This is a genomic window from Diaphorobacter sp. J5-51 (genome assembly GCF_001023515.1).
Taxonomy (GTDB): Bacteria; Pseudomonadota; Gammaproteobacteria; order Burkholderiales; family Burkholderiaceae_C; genus Diaphorobacter; species Diaphorobacter nitroreducens.
Window position 1 is genome coordinate 33,628 of the sequence record NZ_JSYI01000058.1, and the last position, 13,522, is coordinate 47,149.

12 protein-coding genes and 1 pseudogene are annotated in these 13,522 nt (G+C 69.4%); 6 read left to right on the forward strand and 7 right to left on the reverse strand.

What is annotated here, in order from left to right:
- Positions 1–45 precede the first annotated feature (45 nt).
- A complete protein-coding gene (locus tag OX89_RS08705) occupies positions 46–636 on the forward strand; it encodes an ankyrin repeat domain-containing protein (RefSeq protein WP_047350325.1) in 591 nt (196 codons plus the stop codon).
- A gap of 93 nt (positions 637–729) precedes the next feature.
- Here the strand turns inward: OX89_RS08705 and OX89_RS08710 are convergent, their stop codons facing one another.
- The gene (locus tag OX89_RS08710; RefSeq protein WP_047350326.1) at positions 730–1,794 is read right to left on the reverse strand and encodes a sodium-dependent bicarbonate transport family permease; all 1,065 of its coding nucleotides are present in this window, start codon (positions 1,792–1,794) and stop codon (positions 730–732) included.
- A 95-nt stretch (positions 1,795–1,889) separates the two neighbouring features.
- Here OX89_RS08710 and OX89_RS08715 point away from each other — a divergent pair, with 95 nt between their 5' ends.
- Entirely contained in the window at positions 1,890–2,789 is a 900-nt protein-coding gene (locus tag OX89_RS08715) for a LysR family transcriptional regulator (protein WP_015913175.1), read from the forward strand.
- Between the two features lie 232 nt (positions 2,790–3,021).
- Here the strand turns inward: OX89_RS08715 and OX89_RS08720 are convergent, their stop codons facing one another.
- Genes OX89_RS08720 through OX89_RS08730 form a run of 3 tightly spaced genes read right to left on the reverse strand, consistent with a single transcriptional unit; the run spans position 3,022 to position 5,655 of the window.
- The gene (locus tag OX89_RS08720; RefSeq protein ID WP_047350327.1) at positions 3,022–4,335 is read right to left on the reverse strand and encodes a type II toxin-antitoxin system HipA family toxin; all 1,314 of its coding nucleotides are present in this window, start codon (positions 4,333–4,335) and stop codon (positions 3,022–3,024) included.
- A 12-nt stretch (positions 4,336–4,347) separates the two neighbouring features.
- Positions 4,348–4,689 (reverse strand): helix-turn-helix transcriptional regulator, encoded by a 342-nt coding sequence (locus tag OX89_RS08725; protein ID WP_348639067.1) that lies wholly within the window; start codon positions 4,687–4,689, stop codon positions 4,348–4,350.
- 12 nt (positions 4,690–4,701) lie between these two features.
- Positions 4,702–5,655, reverse strand: coding sequence for a LysR family transcriptional regulator (locus OX89_RS08730; protein ID WP_047350328.1), 954 nt, complete (start codon positions 5,653–5,655; stop codon positions 4,702–4,704).
- A 97-nt stretch (positions 5,656–5,752) separates the two neighbouring features.
- Between OX89_RS08730 and OX89_RS08735 the strand changes: the two are divergent.
- From OX89_RS08735 to OX89_RS08750, 4 genes and pseudogenes are all read left to right on the forward strand, one after another.
- Positions 5,753–7,107 (forward strand): annotated as a pseudogene (locus tag OX89_RS08735) (D-serine ammonia-lyase).
- 69 nt (positions 7,108–7,176) lie between these two features.
- The gene (locus OX89_RS08740) at positions 7,177–8,154 is read left to right on the forward strand and encodes a tripartite tricarboxylate transporter substrate binding protein (protein ID WP_015913179.1); all 978 of its coding nucleotides are present in this window, start codon (positions 7,177–7,179) and stop codon (positions 8,152–8,154) included.
- A gap of 43 nt (positions 8,155–8,197) precedes the next feature.
- Positions 8,198–9,748, forward strand: a complete 1,551-nt coding sequence (locus OX89_RS08745) for an amidase (RefSeq protein WP_047350329.1) — start codon at positions 8,198–8,200, stop codon at positions 9,746–9,748.
- Positions 9,749–9,769: 21 nt separating this feature from the next.
- Positions 9,770–10,897, forward strand: coding sequence for an FAD-binding oxidoreductase (locus OX89_RS08750; protein WP_047350330.1), 1,128 nt, complete (start codon positions 9,770–9,772; stop codon positions 10,895–10,897).
- Positions 10,898–10,955: 58 nt separating this feature from the next.
- On the opposite strand, the gene OX89_RS08755 is transcribed toward OX89_RS08750, so the two are convergent.
- The 3 genes from OX89_RS08755 to OX89_RS08765 all read right to left on the reverse strand — a co-directional run bounded on the left by OX89_RS08755 (position 10,956) and on the right by OX89_RS08765 (position 13,432).
- Entirely contained in the window at positions 10,956–11,159 is a 204-nt protein-coding gene (locus tag OX89_RS08755; protein ID WP_047350331.1) for a YjfB family protein, read from the reverse strand.
- A 156-nt stretch (positions 11,160–11,315) separates the two neighbouring features.
- Positions 11,316–12,728: a dihydrolipoyl dehydrogenase gene (locus tag OX89_RS08760; protein ID WP_047350332.1), complete on the reverse strand. Its 1,413-nt coding sequence runs from the start codon at positions 12,726–12,728 to the stop codon at positions 11,316–11,318.
- Positions 12,729–12,838: 110 nt separating this feature from the next.
- Positions 12,839–13,432, reverse strand: a complete 594-nt coding sequence (locus tag OX89_RS08765) for a YigZ family protein (protein WP_047350333.1) — start codon at positions 13,430–13,432, stop codon at positions 12,839–12,841.
- Positions 13,433–13,522 lie beyond the last annotated feature (90 nt).

The following is a 13,522-nucleotide window of genomic DNA, read 5'->3' on the forward strand; positions in this document are numbered from 1 at the left end:
AGCCATAGCGCAAATGCGCGGCGGGGCAGGGTGCCGGTTCCTACAATGGCTCACACCTTGACGCTGGAGAACCCCATGACCGCCACGCCCGAACGCCCCGCCCTGGATGAAGCCACCCTGGCCTTTGCCGAGAAGGTGTTCGACGCCGCGCGCCAGGGCGACGCCGCGCGTCTGGCGCTGTGGCTGGACAACGGCCTGCCGCCCGACCTGCGCAATGCCCAGGGCGACAGCCTGCTGATGCTGGCCAGCTACCACGGCCATGCCGAGGCCGCGCGGCTGTTGCTGGCGCGCGGAGCCGACGCGGGGCTGGTGAACGGCCGCGGGCAGACGCCGCTGGCCGGCGCCGCCTTCAAGGGCGACGTGGACATGGTGCGCCTGCTGCTGGACGGTGGTGCGGCCGTGGACGGGCCTTCGCCCGATGGCCGTACGCCGCTGATGTTCGCCGCCCTGTTCAACCACCCGGCCGTGGTCGAGCTGCTGCTGTCACGCGGCGCCAACCCGCGCGCGGCCGACCTGCAAGGCAACACCGCCTTGGGCTGCGCCCTCGCGATGAAAGCCGACGCGGCAGCCGCCCTGCTGCGCTCGGCAGGGGCCGAAAGTTTTGAGTGGAAAGACGAGCTGGCGCGGGTTGGATAAGCGGTTGAAGCTACTTTATTGATAGCAAAATGGGTGGCATATGCCCGGCAGCGGATGCCACCGCTGGGGCAATGCGCTTTGGTGCCCAAGCCGTTAACCACCCCACAACTGCAACACCACCTGCGTATACAGCGGGATGCCCAGCAGGATGTTGAGCGGAAACGTCACACCCAGCGACAGGCTGACGTACAGCGAAGGATCTGCCTCGGGTATCGCATAGCGCACCACGGCGGGCACGGCGATATACGACGCACTGGCGGCCAGCACCATCAGCAGCACGGCGTCGCCCGCGGGCACCTGGGCAAGCCACGCCAGGCCGACCGCCACGCTGGCATGCACCAGCGGACCCCACACTGCGTAGGCCAACAGCCAGGGCGACTGTTTGCGCACGGCGGGCAGATTGCGCGCGGCAGACAGGCCCATGTCCAGCAGGAACAGGCAGAGCATGCCCTTGAACAGGTCACCCGAAAACGGCTGCATGGCAGCCTTGCCTGCCTCGCCCGTGACAAGGCCGATGAGCATGGCGCCCAGCAACAGCAGCTGGGTGCCATCGGTGAACGATTCGCGCAGGATCTTCCCCACCGACAAGGCCGGACCGGCCTTGCCCGCTGGGGTGGGGCCCGCGGCACCCAGCCCGCCGGGGCCGGCCAGGGCCGCGGCGCCTGAAGGAGAAACGGCCAGCACGGGCGCAGCAGCTGCGGGCACCGCCTGGCGCTGGCGCAGCGCATTGGCCAGCATCACGGCCAGGAGGATGGCGGGCGACTCCATCAGCGCCATGGCCGCGGCCATGTAGCCGCCGTAGGAGATGGATTGCGATTCCAGGTACTGCGTGGCGGTCACGAATGTCACTGCGCTGACCGATCCGTACGTGGCCGCCACGGCCGCCGCGTTGAAGCCCGACAGCACCCGTCGCAGCAGCGCGTAACCCACCAGGGGCACCACCACGGCCAGCAGCACCGCCAGCCCCAGGCTGCTGGCCACGCTGGCCGTGAAGCCCGAGGCCGCCAGCGCAAAGCCGCCCTTCAGGCCCAGCGCCGTGAGCAGGTAAATCGACAAGAACTTCGAGATGGCCGCAGGCATCTCCAGGTTGGACCGCACCAGGCCCGCAAAAGCGCCCAGCGCAAAAAAAAGGACGGCAGGGTCCAGCAAACTTTGCATTCTTCAACTCCACATGGGTGATGGGAGGCGATGCTAGAGAGGGCAGGGGGCAAAGTAAAATCGATTCGAATGCGGTTATCTATAGATAAAAATCTATGAATATCACTTTTCGCCAACTGCGCCTGTTTCTTGCGCTGGCCGAGACCGGCAGCGTGAGCGCCGCCGCCAAGCTCATGCACGTGACCCAGCCCACGGCTTCGATGCAGTTGCGCGAGGTAGCGCAAGCGGTGGGCGTGCCGCTGTACGAGGTGGTGTCGCGCCGCGTGTACCTGACCGAGGCGGGCCAGGCCCTGGCCCGCACCGCCCGCGCCATCGCCAGCGAGTGGGATGCGTTTGAGCAGGGCATTTCGGGCGCCAAGGGCCTGACCAGCGGCCGGCTCAAGGTGGCGGTGGTGAGCACCGCCAAGTACTTCGTTCCCCGCCTGCTGGGCAGCTTTTGCAAGCTGCACCCACAGATCGACATTTCGCTGGAAGTGCTCAACCGCGACCATGTCATCACCCGTCTGCGTGCCAACCAGGACGACCTTTACGTGATGTCCATGCCGCCGGGCGATTTGCCGCTGGAGGACCATGTGCTCATGCCCAACCCGCTGGTGGTCATCGCTCCCGCGGGGCACCGGCTGGCCGCCAAGAAACGGGTGGCCTTGCCGCAGTTGCAGAGCGAGCGGTTCATCCTGCGCGAGAAAGGCTCAGGCACACGAATGGCGACGGACGCCCATCTGCGCCAGTTGGGCTTTGCGCCCGCTGCGGTACTGGAGCTGGGCAGCAACGAGGCCATCAAGGAGTCGGTGCAAGGGCAGCTGGGCGTTTCCATCGTTTCGCGACACGCGCTGGGTCCGCACCTCGATGGCCTGGCCATTCTGAACGTGCAGGGTTTTCCCATCCAATCGCAGTGGCACCTGGTCTGGCCCAAGGGCAAGCGGCTGTCGCCCATTGCCGAAGTGTTTCGCGGGCATTTGATGGATGAGGCTGCTGGATGGATGCAGAGCCGCTGAGGGCTGCGGCGGCGCGCGGCTTATCCCTTGGCCAATGAAGGCGCGGTCGCCGCCGCCTCATGGCTGTGACTGACGATGGTGGCCAGACTCGGGGCAGGCACCGGTTTGCACGTCCATCTAGGCAGCACCCTGTGGCAAAGGCTGTCGGGCACCGAGCTGCTGCGGGGCGTGGCCCCACAGGCTTTTCACCGACGGGGGCGGCTGCCGCACCCGGCTGGACCGGGCCCGACTGTTATGGGTGCGTGAGTGCGACGCCACCCGCCAGCCGCGCCTGCACGGTGCGCTGCAGCGTGGAGGGGGCGTCAGCCAGCAGTGCGGGCCAGTCGGCCTGCGCGCGGCGTACCAGGTCCCGCAGCAGTGCCAGGTGGCGCGGTATGCGCAACAGGCCGGCGGTCTTGATGAGGGCCTGCAGTGCGTCCCAGTCCAGCGCGCGCATGCTGCGGTCGATGGCGCGATTCACCGCGTACTGGTGCTCGGTCGCTCCCTCGAAGAACGCAGCCACGCACACCGGGTCGTACAGCGGCGCCAGGCGCGGCGTGTGCCCGTCGGGGTAGACCAGTGCCCAGTTCTTCAGGTGAGCGTCGGTGTTGCCCATGAGGATGAACGCCACCATGCGCGCCAGGAACTCGCGGGTGTCCTGCACCGGCTGGTCGCTCAGGCGATCGACCACGCGCAGCATGGTGGCCCAGTCCTGCAACAGGCCCTTGCCGTACTTCTGGCGCGGCGCGTAGCCCAGGGCCTGGTTGAACTCCTCCATGTGCACGCGGGTGCCGTCGGCCAGATGGTCGAAGCGTTGCACGGCCAGGATGTCGTCGAACGGCACGGCCTCGGGCAGCTCGGCCTCGGCGCGGGTGATGATGCGCGCCTGGGCGCAATGCAGGCCCAGGCTACCGGCCAGCTGGTAGCAGGTGAACTCGTTGGCCACCAGGTCCGGGTGGGCGGTGGTGGGCAGCTTGAGGATCACGCTGCCGGCGGCGCCGCGGCGCTTGACGAGGTAGCGGCGCCCGTCCTGCACGGCGCTGAACTTGGTGACCACACCGGGCAGTGAGGCGGCGTCTTCCACCGGGTATTCGACAAACCCGGGCTCCAGCACGTCCAGGCCCTGCGTGGTGTGCCAGTAGCGCACCACGTCGGGCACGCCCTCCTGGGCGGGCACGGGTTCGACCTCCAGCGCGCCCATCAGGTCGTGGCCGGCGGCGGCCAGCAGCTCGAATTCGTCGTCGGGCGCGCAGCCGCGTTCGCGCGCCAGGCGGTCGCGGTTGTGGCCCTCGGGCAGCAGGTTCTGGAAGTACGCCGGCCAACGCCCGTCGGTGCGCACCAAGCGGGCGTCACGCGCCGAGCGCAGGATCTGCTGCGTGTCCGCCTCGTTCGCGCCGCGGTAGCTCAGCGACAGGGTGGGGCGCTGCGGGTCGGCGATGTAGTCCTCATCGAAGGACACGCGCAGGATGTCGCCGTACTGGGACAGGTAGCCGATGCCGCGCCGCCCGCCCCCCTGGGCCGCTGGGCGGTGCAGGTACAGGCGCAGGTAGCGGATAGCAGTGCTCATCGTGCGTCTTGATCAGCGACCCAGGCTCTCCACCACCGAGGGGGGCGCATCCGCCCCCGAGGGCTGGCCCAGGAACTTGCCCCCCGACTGGATGAAGGCCTGCAGCGCGGGGCCCAGTTCGGCCGGCACTGCAATCAGTTCCATGCCGAGCACGCGGGCCATCTCGGCCAGGGTGGAAAAGCGCGGGTCCACGTCCCCCGTCTCGGTGCGTTGCACGGCCATGCGCGACAGGCCGGCTTGTGCGGCCAGATCGGCCTGCGTGATGCGCCGGGCTTTGCGCACTTCTGCCAATGTGGTGATCAACGAATGCGTCATGCCATCCTTTATACGCTTTTTTATTAAAAAGCGCTTTATAAGTTCCTTTTTTCAAGCGGGAAACGGCAGCAGAGCCCCGCGCAACTCCGCAAAGCGCTGTGCCTGCAGCGCCAGCCATTCCTTGACCAGCAGCATCGGCGGGCTGGGATGCGCCGTGGTGACGAAAGAGTACGACGCCCGCGAGCGCACGCTGCACCCGAACAGCGGTACCAGCCGCCCGTGCCGTACGTCTTCCAGCACGAGGGCCGCGCGCCCGATGGCAATGCCTTGGCCCGCCAGGGCGGCGCTCAGCGCCAATTGCGACAGGTTGAACTGCTGCCCGGCGCCCCAGGCGGGCGGCGCTGTGTCCGTGCAGGCGCACCAGTGTTGCCATTCCTCGAACGGCTCGGCTCCCTCCCAGGCACTGCTGTCGTGCAGCAGCCATTCACCGCGCAATTGCGAGGGTGACTGCAGGTCAGGATGGGCGGCCAGGAAGGCGGGGCTGGCCACGGGAATCAGCCACTCATCCAGGAACACGCTGGCGCGCAGGTCGGTGTAGCCGCCCAGGTCGAAGCGCACTGCCGCCTCGACCCCGTCGCGCACCATGCGGGTGCGGTCCAGCCGGTGGAACTCGCCAAACACGCGCAGGCCCACGTCCGGGTGCTCACGAAAGAAATCCCCCAGCCGCGGCGTGAGCCACTGCATGGCAAACGAGGGGGAGCAGCTCAGCGTGGCCACCGGCGTATCGTCGGTCACACGCATCTGCGACAGGGCGTCCTCGATGGCGCCGAAGCTCTCACGCAGCACCACGGCCAGCCACTTGCCCTCGGGCGTGGGCATGAGGGTGCGGGGCGTGCGCACGAAGAGGGGGCGCCCCAGCCAGGTTTCCAGTTGCTTGACTTGCTGGCTCACCGCGCCCTGGGTAATGCACAACTCCGCCGCCGCGCGCGTGAAGCTGCCGTGGCGTGCGGCTGCTTCAAAGCAGCGCAGCCACGCGAGCAGGGAAGGAAAAAGCCGTGAATTCATTATTCAAACTAATGCACTCGTCAATATAAATGCGTTGTACCGGTGCCGGGGCATGCCAAGAATGCCGTCTATACCCACCTTCCACCGACCGCAGCCCATGCCCTCCGTTGTTTCCCCACAGTACCACTTGCAGGACGACGCCCCGGCTGCACAACTGCGCCGCGCCGAGCCCTGCCTATGGCTCAACCCGCACAGGCAGCCCATACCCGCCGCCCGGCAGGCCGTGGCCGGTGATCACATTAGTTTGGATGATACGGAGAAGGCAGCGGCACGCTTCGCGCGCTTTGCGCCGCTGCTGGAGGGCGTGTTCCCCGAGTTGCAGGCGACGGGTGGCGTGATCGAGTCGCCCCTGTTACCCGCATCCAGCCTGCATGCCGCGGCGGGGCTCGTCGCGGGCCAGGGCGCGCTGTGGATCAAGGCGGACCACCGGTTGCCCGTGGCCGGGTCCATCAAGGCACGCGGAGGCATCCATGAAGTGCTGGAGCTGGCCGAGCACCTGGCACTGCAGCACGGCCTGCTGACGCCGCAGTCCGGTGCCGACGACTACCGCGCCCTGGCAAACCCCGCTGCGCGCGCCGTGTTTGCGCGCTACACCGTGGCCGTAGGCTCCACGGGCAACCTGGGCCTGAGCATCGGCGTGGCGGCATCGGCGCTGGGCTTTCGTGCCGTGGTGCACATGTCGGCCGATGCCAAGGAATGGAAGAAGCAGCGTCTGCGCCAGCGCGGCGTGCAGGTGGTGGAGCACGCGGGTGACTACGAGGGCGCTGTGGCCGCGGGGCGTGCGCAGGCGGCGCAGGACCCGTTCAGCCATTTCGTGGACGACGAACGCTCGCTGTCGCTGCTGCTGGGTTACAGCGCCGCGGCGCTACACCTGCGCCAGCAGTTGCAGGACGCGGGCATCGCCGTGGACGCGCAGCACCCCCTGTTCGTCTACCTGCCCTGCGGGGTGGGGGGGCGCCGGCGGGCATCACCTTCGGCCTGCGGCAGGTGCTGGGGGCGCATGTGCACTGCTTCTTCGCGGAGCCCGTGCAGTCGCCGTGTTTCATGGTGCAAATGATGGCCGGACAGGGCGCACACCCCTCGGTGTACGACTGGGGCCTCACCAACCGGACGGAAGCCGACGGCCTGGCCGTGCCACGCGCGTCCCTGCCCGCGGCCGAGCTGATGGAGCCGCTGCTGTCGGGCTGCTTCACCGTGTGCGACGACACCCTGTTTCGCCAACTGGTACAGGTGCTGGATGCCACGGGCGAGCGCATCGAGCCGTCCGCAGCGGCGGGCCTGAGCGGCCCCGGTTTCCTGACGGGCACCGAGACGGGCCGCACCTGGCTGCACGCGCAAGGGCTGTGGCCCCACCTGGCGCAGGCCACGCACCTGGTGTGGACCACCGGCGGGCTGTACGTGCCGCCCGAGGCCTACGCGCGCTTCGAGGAACGTGGCCGGGCCCTGGGTTGACGCGCCTTCGCCGAGTCCTGGCCCCGCGAAAGGATCTGTTTTTTGACTGGCTTGACTGGAGAGAACGCCATGAACCGCAAGACGATGTTGTCCATGCTGGCCTGCGCACTGGGCGCCGCCGCTTTCGCCCCCGCGCATGCGCAGGAGGCGTTTCCCTCCCGGCCCATCACGCTGGTGATTCCATTCCCCGCGGGTGGAGCCACCGACGTGCTGGGCCGCTTGATCGGCAAGAAGCTCGGCGACAAGCTGGGGCAAAGCGTGGTCATCGACAACCGCGCCGGCGCGGGCACGGTGATTGGCGCGAGCTACGTGGCCAAGGCCGCGCCGGACGGCTACACGCTGCTGCTGAGCTCAGGCACCACCTTCACGGTGAACCCGGCGGTGCGGCCCCGGCTGCCGTATGACCCCGTCAAGAGCTTCGATCCCATCGGCATCACCGGGCGCACGGGGCTGATCCTGCTGGCCAGCAAGAGCGTGCCGGTCAACGACGTGAAGCAATTCGTCAGCGCCGTGAAGGCCGCGCCCGACAAGTATTCCTACGGCTCATTCGGCGCGGGCACGACCTCGCAGTTCGCGGGCGAGATGTTCTTTCATGCCGCGGGCCTGAAGATCCAGCATGTGCCCTACAAGGGTAGCGCGCCGGCCATGGTGGACCTGATCGGCGGGCAGATTCCGTTCACCGTGGACACGGTGTCGGCCGCGCTGCCCCAGCTCAAGGAGGGCAAGGTCAAGGCGATTGCCGTCACCACCGAGAAGCGCTCGACCCTGCTGCCCCAGGTACCCTCGCTGGCCGAGAGCGGTTACCCCGGCCTGAACATGGACACCTGGCTGGCCCTGGTGGCGCCCGCAGGCCTGCCTGCCGCGGTAAAGACGCGGCTGGAGAAGACGCTGGCCGAGGTCGTGGCCGACCCGGACACGCGCGAGCGCCTGCTCGCGCTGGGCTTTGAGCCCGCATTCGCCTCGTCGGCCGAGCTGGCCGCGCTGATCGAGCGGGAGCTGCCGCTGATGCGTGCCATTGCGCAGCGCGCGGGCATCACCGCCGACTGAGGCGCGGCTCATCCACAATGGCCCCTGGACCTTCTTCACGACCATGACTGCTGATCCCACGCTGGTGGAACTGTCCGCCAATGAACTGCGCCACCGCATCGGCACGGGCGAAATCTCGCCCGTCGAGCTGCTGCAAGCCTGCATCGACCGCATCGAGGCGGTGAACCCCTATGTGAACGCCGTCACCGCCACCTGCTACGACCGCGCCCGCGCCGAGGCGCATGCCGCCGAGCGGGCGGTGCGCGCCGGCGAGCCCCTCGGCCTGCTGCACGGGCTGCCCATGGGCGTGAAGGATCTGGAGGCCACCGCCGGCCTGCTGACCACCTACGGCTCGCCCATCTACCGCGAGAACATCCCTGCGCAGGACAACGTGCTGGTGGCGCGCCTGCGCGCGGCCGGCGCCATCGTCACGGGCAAGACCAATATTCCCGAGATGGGCGCGGGCGCCAATTCGCGCAACGTGGTCTGGGGCGCTACGGGTAACCCGTTCGATCCGCGCCTGAACGCGGGCGGCTCGTCCGGCGGGTCGGCCGCGGCGCTGGCCTGTGACATGTTGCCGGTGTGCACGGGCTCGGACACGGGCGGCTCGCTGCGCATCCCCGCGGCCAAGTGCGGCGTGGTGGGTTTTCGGCCGTCGCCCGGCGTGGTGCCCAGCTCGCGCAAGCTGTTGGGCTGGACGCCGATCTCCGTGGTCGGCCCCATGGGCCGCACGATGGCCGAGGCCTGCCTGCAGCTGGCCGCATCGGCCGGCCTGTCGGCGGGCGACCCGCTGACCTACCCCCTGGACCCCCACAGCTTCCTGCACCTGGAGCCGGCCGACCTGGGCGGCCTGCGCGTGGGCTACACCGAAGACTTCGGCGCCTGCGCGGTGGACGACGGCATCCGCGCGGTGTTCCGCGCCAAGATCGGCGCCATGCGCCACCTGTTCCGCTCCTGCGAGGAAGTCCGGCTGGAACTGGGCGACGTGCACCGCTGCTTCGACGTGCTGCGGGCCGAGAGCTTCGTGGCCGGCATGCGCGAGGCCTACGAGCGCGACCCCGCCAGCCTGGGGCCCAACACGCGCGCCAACTACGAGATGGGTGCGGCCATGTCGCTGCTGGACAGCGCCTGGGCACAGGCCGAGCAGACGCGCATCCTGGCGCGCTTCCAGGAGGCGTTTGCCAACTTCGACGTGATCCTGGCACCCACCACGCCGGTCTCGCCCTTCCCGTGGACCGCGCTGTACGCCAGCCATATCAACGGTGAACCCCAGGCCAACTACTACCGCTGGCTGGCACTGACCTATGTGACCACGCTGACCACGCACCCCGCGCTCAGCGTGCCCTGCGGGCGCGACACGGCCGGCATGCCGTTCGGCCTGCAGGTGGTGGGGCGCTTTCGCGACGACCATCGCCTACTGTCCATCGGCCTGGGGCTGGAGCAAGCCTTTGCCCGCATCGATGGCCTGCAGCGCCCGCGGCCCGACCTGGCCCGGCTGGGGCCGGTGCAACCCGCGCTCACCTCCATCGTCACCCACGCGCCGGACCCCGATGACGCGCGCGGCGTGCCGCGGCTGGGCGCACGCGGTACCGCGGAGCAGGCGTCGGCGGTCTGACAGTGATTGGCGAGGGAACTCATGCAACCCTATGACTTTGTGATCATCGGCGCGGGCATTGCCGGCGCCTCCGCCGGTTGGGAACTGGCCGCGCACCGCCGCGTGCTGCTGCTGGAGCGCGAGGCCCAGCCCGGCTACCACACCACCGGCCGGTCGGCTGCGCTGTACTCGGCCACCTATGGCACGCCCAACATCTGCGCACTCACACGGGCCAGCCGCGCGTTCTACGATGCGCCGCCGCCCGAATTCGGCAGCGCCCCCATCCTCACGCCGCGCGGCGTGGTGTACCTGGCGGGGCCCGACCAGCTCGACCTGCTGGAAGCCGCCTACGCCGAGGCGCTGCCGCGCAACCCGCAGGTGCGCCGCCTGACGCGCGAGGAGCTGCTGGAGCAGGCCCCGTGCCTGCGCCCCGAGGCCGTGGCCGCGGGCATGAGCGAGCCCGGCGCCGCCGACATCGACGTGCATGCGCTGCACCAGGGCTACCTGCGCGGCCTGCGCCAGCGTGGCGGCGAGATCCGCACCCATGCCGAGGTGACGGCCCTGCAGCGGGGCGAGGAGGGCTGGCACATCACCCTGGCCGATGGCGAGGTGCTGCACGCGCGCGCCGTGGTCAATGCCGCAGGCGCCTGGGCCGACGTGGTGGCAGCCCAGGCGGGCGTGCCGCCCATCGGGCTGGAGCCGCGCCGGCGCACGGCCTTTACCTTCCCCGTGCCGGCCGGCATGCAAGCGGCCCACTGGCCGGCTGTCATCGGCATTGCGGAGGACTACTATTTCAAGCCCGACGCGGGGCAGATGCTGGGCTCCCCCGCCAATGCCGATGCCGTGGCGCCGCACGACGTGGTGCCTGAGGAACTGGACGTGGCGCTGGGTATCCACCGCATCGAGCAGGTGACGTGCTTTCAGATCCGCCGCCCCTCGCACACCTGGGCGGGGTTGCGCTCGTTCGTGGCCGATGGCGACCTGGTCATTGGCCGGGACAACCATGTACCCGGCTTCTTCTGGCTGGCCGCGCAAGGCGGCTATGGCATCCAGAGCGCGGCGGGCGCGGCGCTGCTGACGCGGCAGTTGGCACTGGGCGAGCCGCTGGCCCCCGAGTTGGCGCGCGAGGGTGTGGACGTGGCGGGCCTGTCGCCTGCGCGGCTGCGCTGAGCAAGGCCAGAGCTGAAGCTGCCCTGAGCCGCCGAAAAAAGCCAGCGCGCCGTGCGCGTCAGGCGTAGGTGTTGAGCTGCGTGCCCAGCGGGCCTTCGGTCGCCAGCGGCGGCTGGGGCAGGGCGGCGAGCAGGGTGGCGGCGGCCGTTTCCTGCGTATCCAGGGCCTTCTTCAGCACGGTGACCTGGACGGCATCGGCCGTCTCGCGGCTGGCGAGGGCGCTGGCGGTGCTGACGATGGATTGGGTGAGGGCGACGTCCATGGTGATCTCCGGTGTACCTCTTGTTATCGGCCAGTTCACCGCGGATTCAAGGGTGCTTCTATAAACATAGCTGTTGGCGCTTGATACGTAAGAATTTCAAGCTGTTTTGGTGCTGAAAATCCATCCTGGCAAGCGCAGCCAGCTATTGTTTTTGTATCAGTCCAGCGCGCTCGCGCCGTAGGCCTCGCAGGCGGCGAGGTCGGAATCGCTGGCCTTGGGCAGGCGCGAGGCCGCGTCGCGCAGCGCCGTGCGCAGGCCTTCCTCCAGCACCGGATGGTAGAAGGGCATGCGCAGCAGGTCGTGCACCGTCAGCCGCTGCTCGACGGCCAGCGCCAGCAGGTGAGCCATGTGTTCGCCCGCTGGCGTGCACAGCTCGGCGCCCAGCAGGCGGCCGCTGCCGTGTTCGGCGTACACGTTCAGGCGCCCGTGGTTGCACTGCGCCACGCGCGCGCGGCCCTGGCGTGCAAAGTCCACCGTGCCCACCACCCATTGCCCCTGGGGCAGATCGGCATGGCGCTGTCCCACCACGGCTGCATGGGGCTGGCTGAAGGTGATGGCCAGCGGCGTGCGCCGGGCGAAGCCGCGCGGCGTGGGCGCCAGGGCGTTCAACCCCGCAATGTGGCCCTCGTCCGCGGCCTCATGCAGCAGGGGGCGGTCGCCATCGGCATCGCCCGCGATGAAGACGGGCAGATCGCTCACCTGCAGGGTGCACGGATCGATGGGCGGGCGGCCCTTGTCGTCCAGCGCCACGCCCAGCGTGTCCAGCCCCAGGTGCTCCAGATTCGGGCGCCGGCCCATGGCGGCCACCACCTGGTCCACCACCACGGTCGCGCTGCCGTTGGTGACCTGTATGCCGCCGGCCACCTCGCGCAGCTCGGCCTTGTCGCCCACGTTGACGATGAATTCGTCCTTCAGCCGCGCCAGCAGCGCGTCGTTGATGGCGGGGTCGCTCAGGCCGGCCACGGTCTTGCCCGTCGCGAAGGCCATCACCTCCACCCCCAGCCGCGCGAGCGCCTGCGCGATTTCCACCCCCAGCGGCCCCAGCCCGATGACGGCCACGCGCGGGCCGAGCGTGGGTTGCTCGAACAGCGTATCGGTGGTCAGGATGCGGTCACCAAAAGCCAGCCAGTCCTCCGGCACGATGGGGCGCGAGCCCGTGGCGATGATGATGCGCCGCGCGGTGTACACCTGGCCGTTCACTTCCACGCGCTGCGCGTCCAGCAGCCGGGCGTGGCCGCTGATGGCGCGCTCGCCCGCGTCGGTGGCGGCCAGCGTGCCGGCCACGAAGTCATCGCGCAGCGCGCGCACGCGGCGCAGCACGGCGGGCAGGTCCACCCGCAGCGCATCCGCGCCCTCGATGCCGAAGGTGTGCAGTGCGCGCCGCGCATGGTAGGCGTTGGCGGCCTCGATGAGCATCTTGGAGGGCATGCACCCCACGCGCGCGCAGGTGGTGCCCCAGGGGCCGTCGTTCACGATGCGCCAGTGGTCGGTGCGCTTGCGCACCTCGCGCAGCGCCGCCAGTCCGGCGGACCCGGCGCCCAGGATGATCACGTCCAGCGGCTGGCTCATGGAGGGGGCTCCTTGTCAATGCGGGCCGCCAGTGTCGCCGCGCGCGCCGGCGCGGCATGTAGGCGCGCAGGCATTGTTGGGCTTGCGTGGGCGCGGCCCGCCCCCGGTCTTCAGTCCGTGGATTCGCCCCAGGCCACGCGGCCCTGGCCTGCTTCGTTCACCTGGTGGACGAAAGCCTCGGCCTCGGCCTCGGGCAGGCGCAGTTGCAGCGTGACCAGCGTGCCATGCTGCACCTGCAGCAACTGCGCGCCAGCACCGTCGATCATGCGGCGCAGCAGTCCTTCCAGGGCGTAGGGCACGCTGCATTCCAGGGTGCGCATGCGCTGCAGCGGCACCTTGTCGGCCTGCAGCAGCGCCTGGGCCACGGTATCGGTATAGGCGCGCACCAGGCCACCCGCGCCCAGCTTCACCCCGCCGAAATAGCGCACCACGGTGGCCAGCACGCCCTCCAGGTCCTGGTGGCGCAGCACATCCAGCATGGGCCGCCCGGCGGTGCCGCTGGGCTCGCCGTTGTCTACCGCGGCGGACTGGCCGCCCGCCAGCAGCGCCCAGCACACATGGGCCGCGCCCGGGTGTTCGCGCCACAGCGCATCCACCACGGCCTGCGCGCTCGCGCGGTCGGCCATGGGCTGCACGCAGCCGATGAAGCGGCTTTTCTTGATGATGAGTTCGCTGTGAACGGGGGCGCTGAGGGTGTAGGGCATGGGGGCGGCCGAGCTTACCCCATGGGCCGACGGCGACAAGGGCCATGCGGGGGCGGTTAGGCGCAAAGGGGGCATGGCTTCTAAAATGCC

Excerpts from the sequence above, each read along its gene's own strand:
- OX89_RS08705 (WP_047350325.1), top strand. The coding sequence starts at position 46 with ATGGCTCACACCTTGACGCTGGAGAACCCCATGACCGCCACGCCCGAA.
- OX89_RS08710 (WP_047350326.1), bottom strand. The coding sequence starts at position 1,794 with ATGCAAAGTTTGCTGGACCCTGCCGTCCTTTTTTTTGCGCTGGGCGCT.
- OX89_RS08715 (WP_015913175.1), top strand. The coding sequence starts at position 1,890 with ATGAATATCACTTTTCGCCAACTGCGCCTGTTTCTTGCGCTGGCCGAG.
- OX89_RS08720 (WP_047350327.1), bottom strand. The coding sequence starts at position 4,335 with ATGAGCACTGCTATCCGCTACCTGCGCCTGTACCTGCACCGCCCAGCG.
- OX89_RS08730 (WP_047350328.1), bottom strand. The coding sequence starts at position 5,655 with ATGAATTCACGGCTTTTTCCTTCCCTGCTCGCGTGGCTGCGCTGCTTT.
- OX89_RS08740 (WP_015913179.1), top strand. The coding sequence starts at position 7,177 with ATGAACCGCAAGACGATGTTGTCCATGCTGGCCTGCGCACTGGGCGCC.
- OX89_RS08745 (WP_047350329.1), top strand. The coding sequence starts at position 8,198 with ATGACTGCTGATCCCACGCTGGTGGAACTGTCCGCCAATGAACTGCGC.
- OX89_RS08750 (WP_047350330.1), top strand. The coding sequence starts at position 9,770 with ATGCAACCCTATGACTTTGTGATCATCGGCGCGGGCATTGCCGGCGCC.
- OX89_RS08755 (WP_047350331.1), bottom strand. The coding sequence starts at position 11,159 with ATGGACGTCGCCCTCACCCAATCCATCGTCAGCACCGCCAGCGCCCTC.
- OX89_RS08760 (WP_047350332.1), bottom strand. The coding sequence starts at position 12,728 with ATGAGCCAGCCGCTGGACGTGATCATCCTGGGCGCCGGGTCCGCCGGA.
- OX89_RS08765 (WP_047350333.1), bottom strand. The coding sequence starts at position 13,432 with ATGCCCTACACCCTCAGCGCCCCCGTTCACAGCGAACTCATCATCAAG.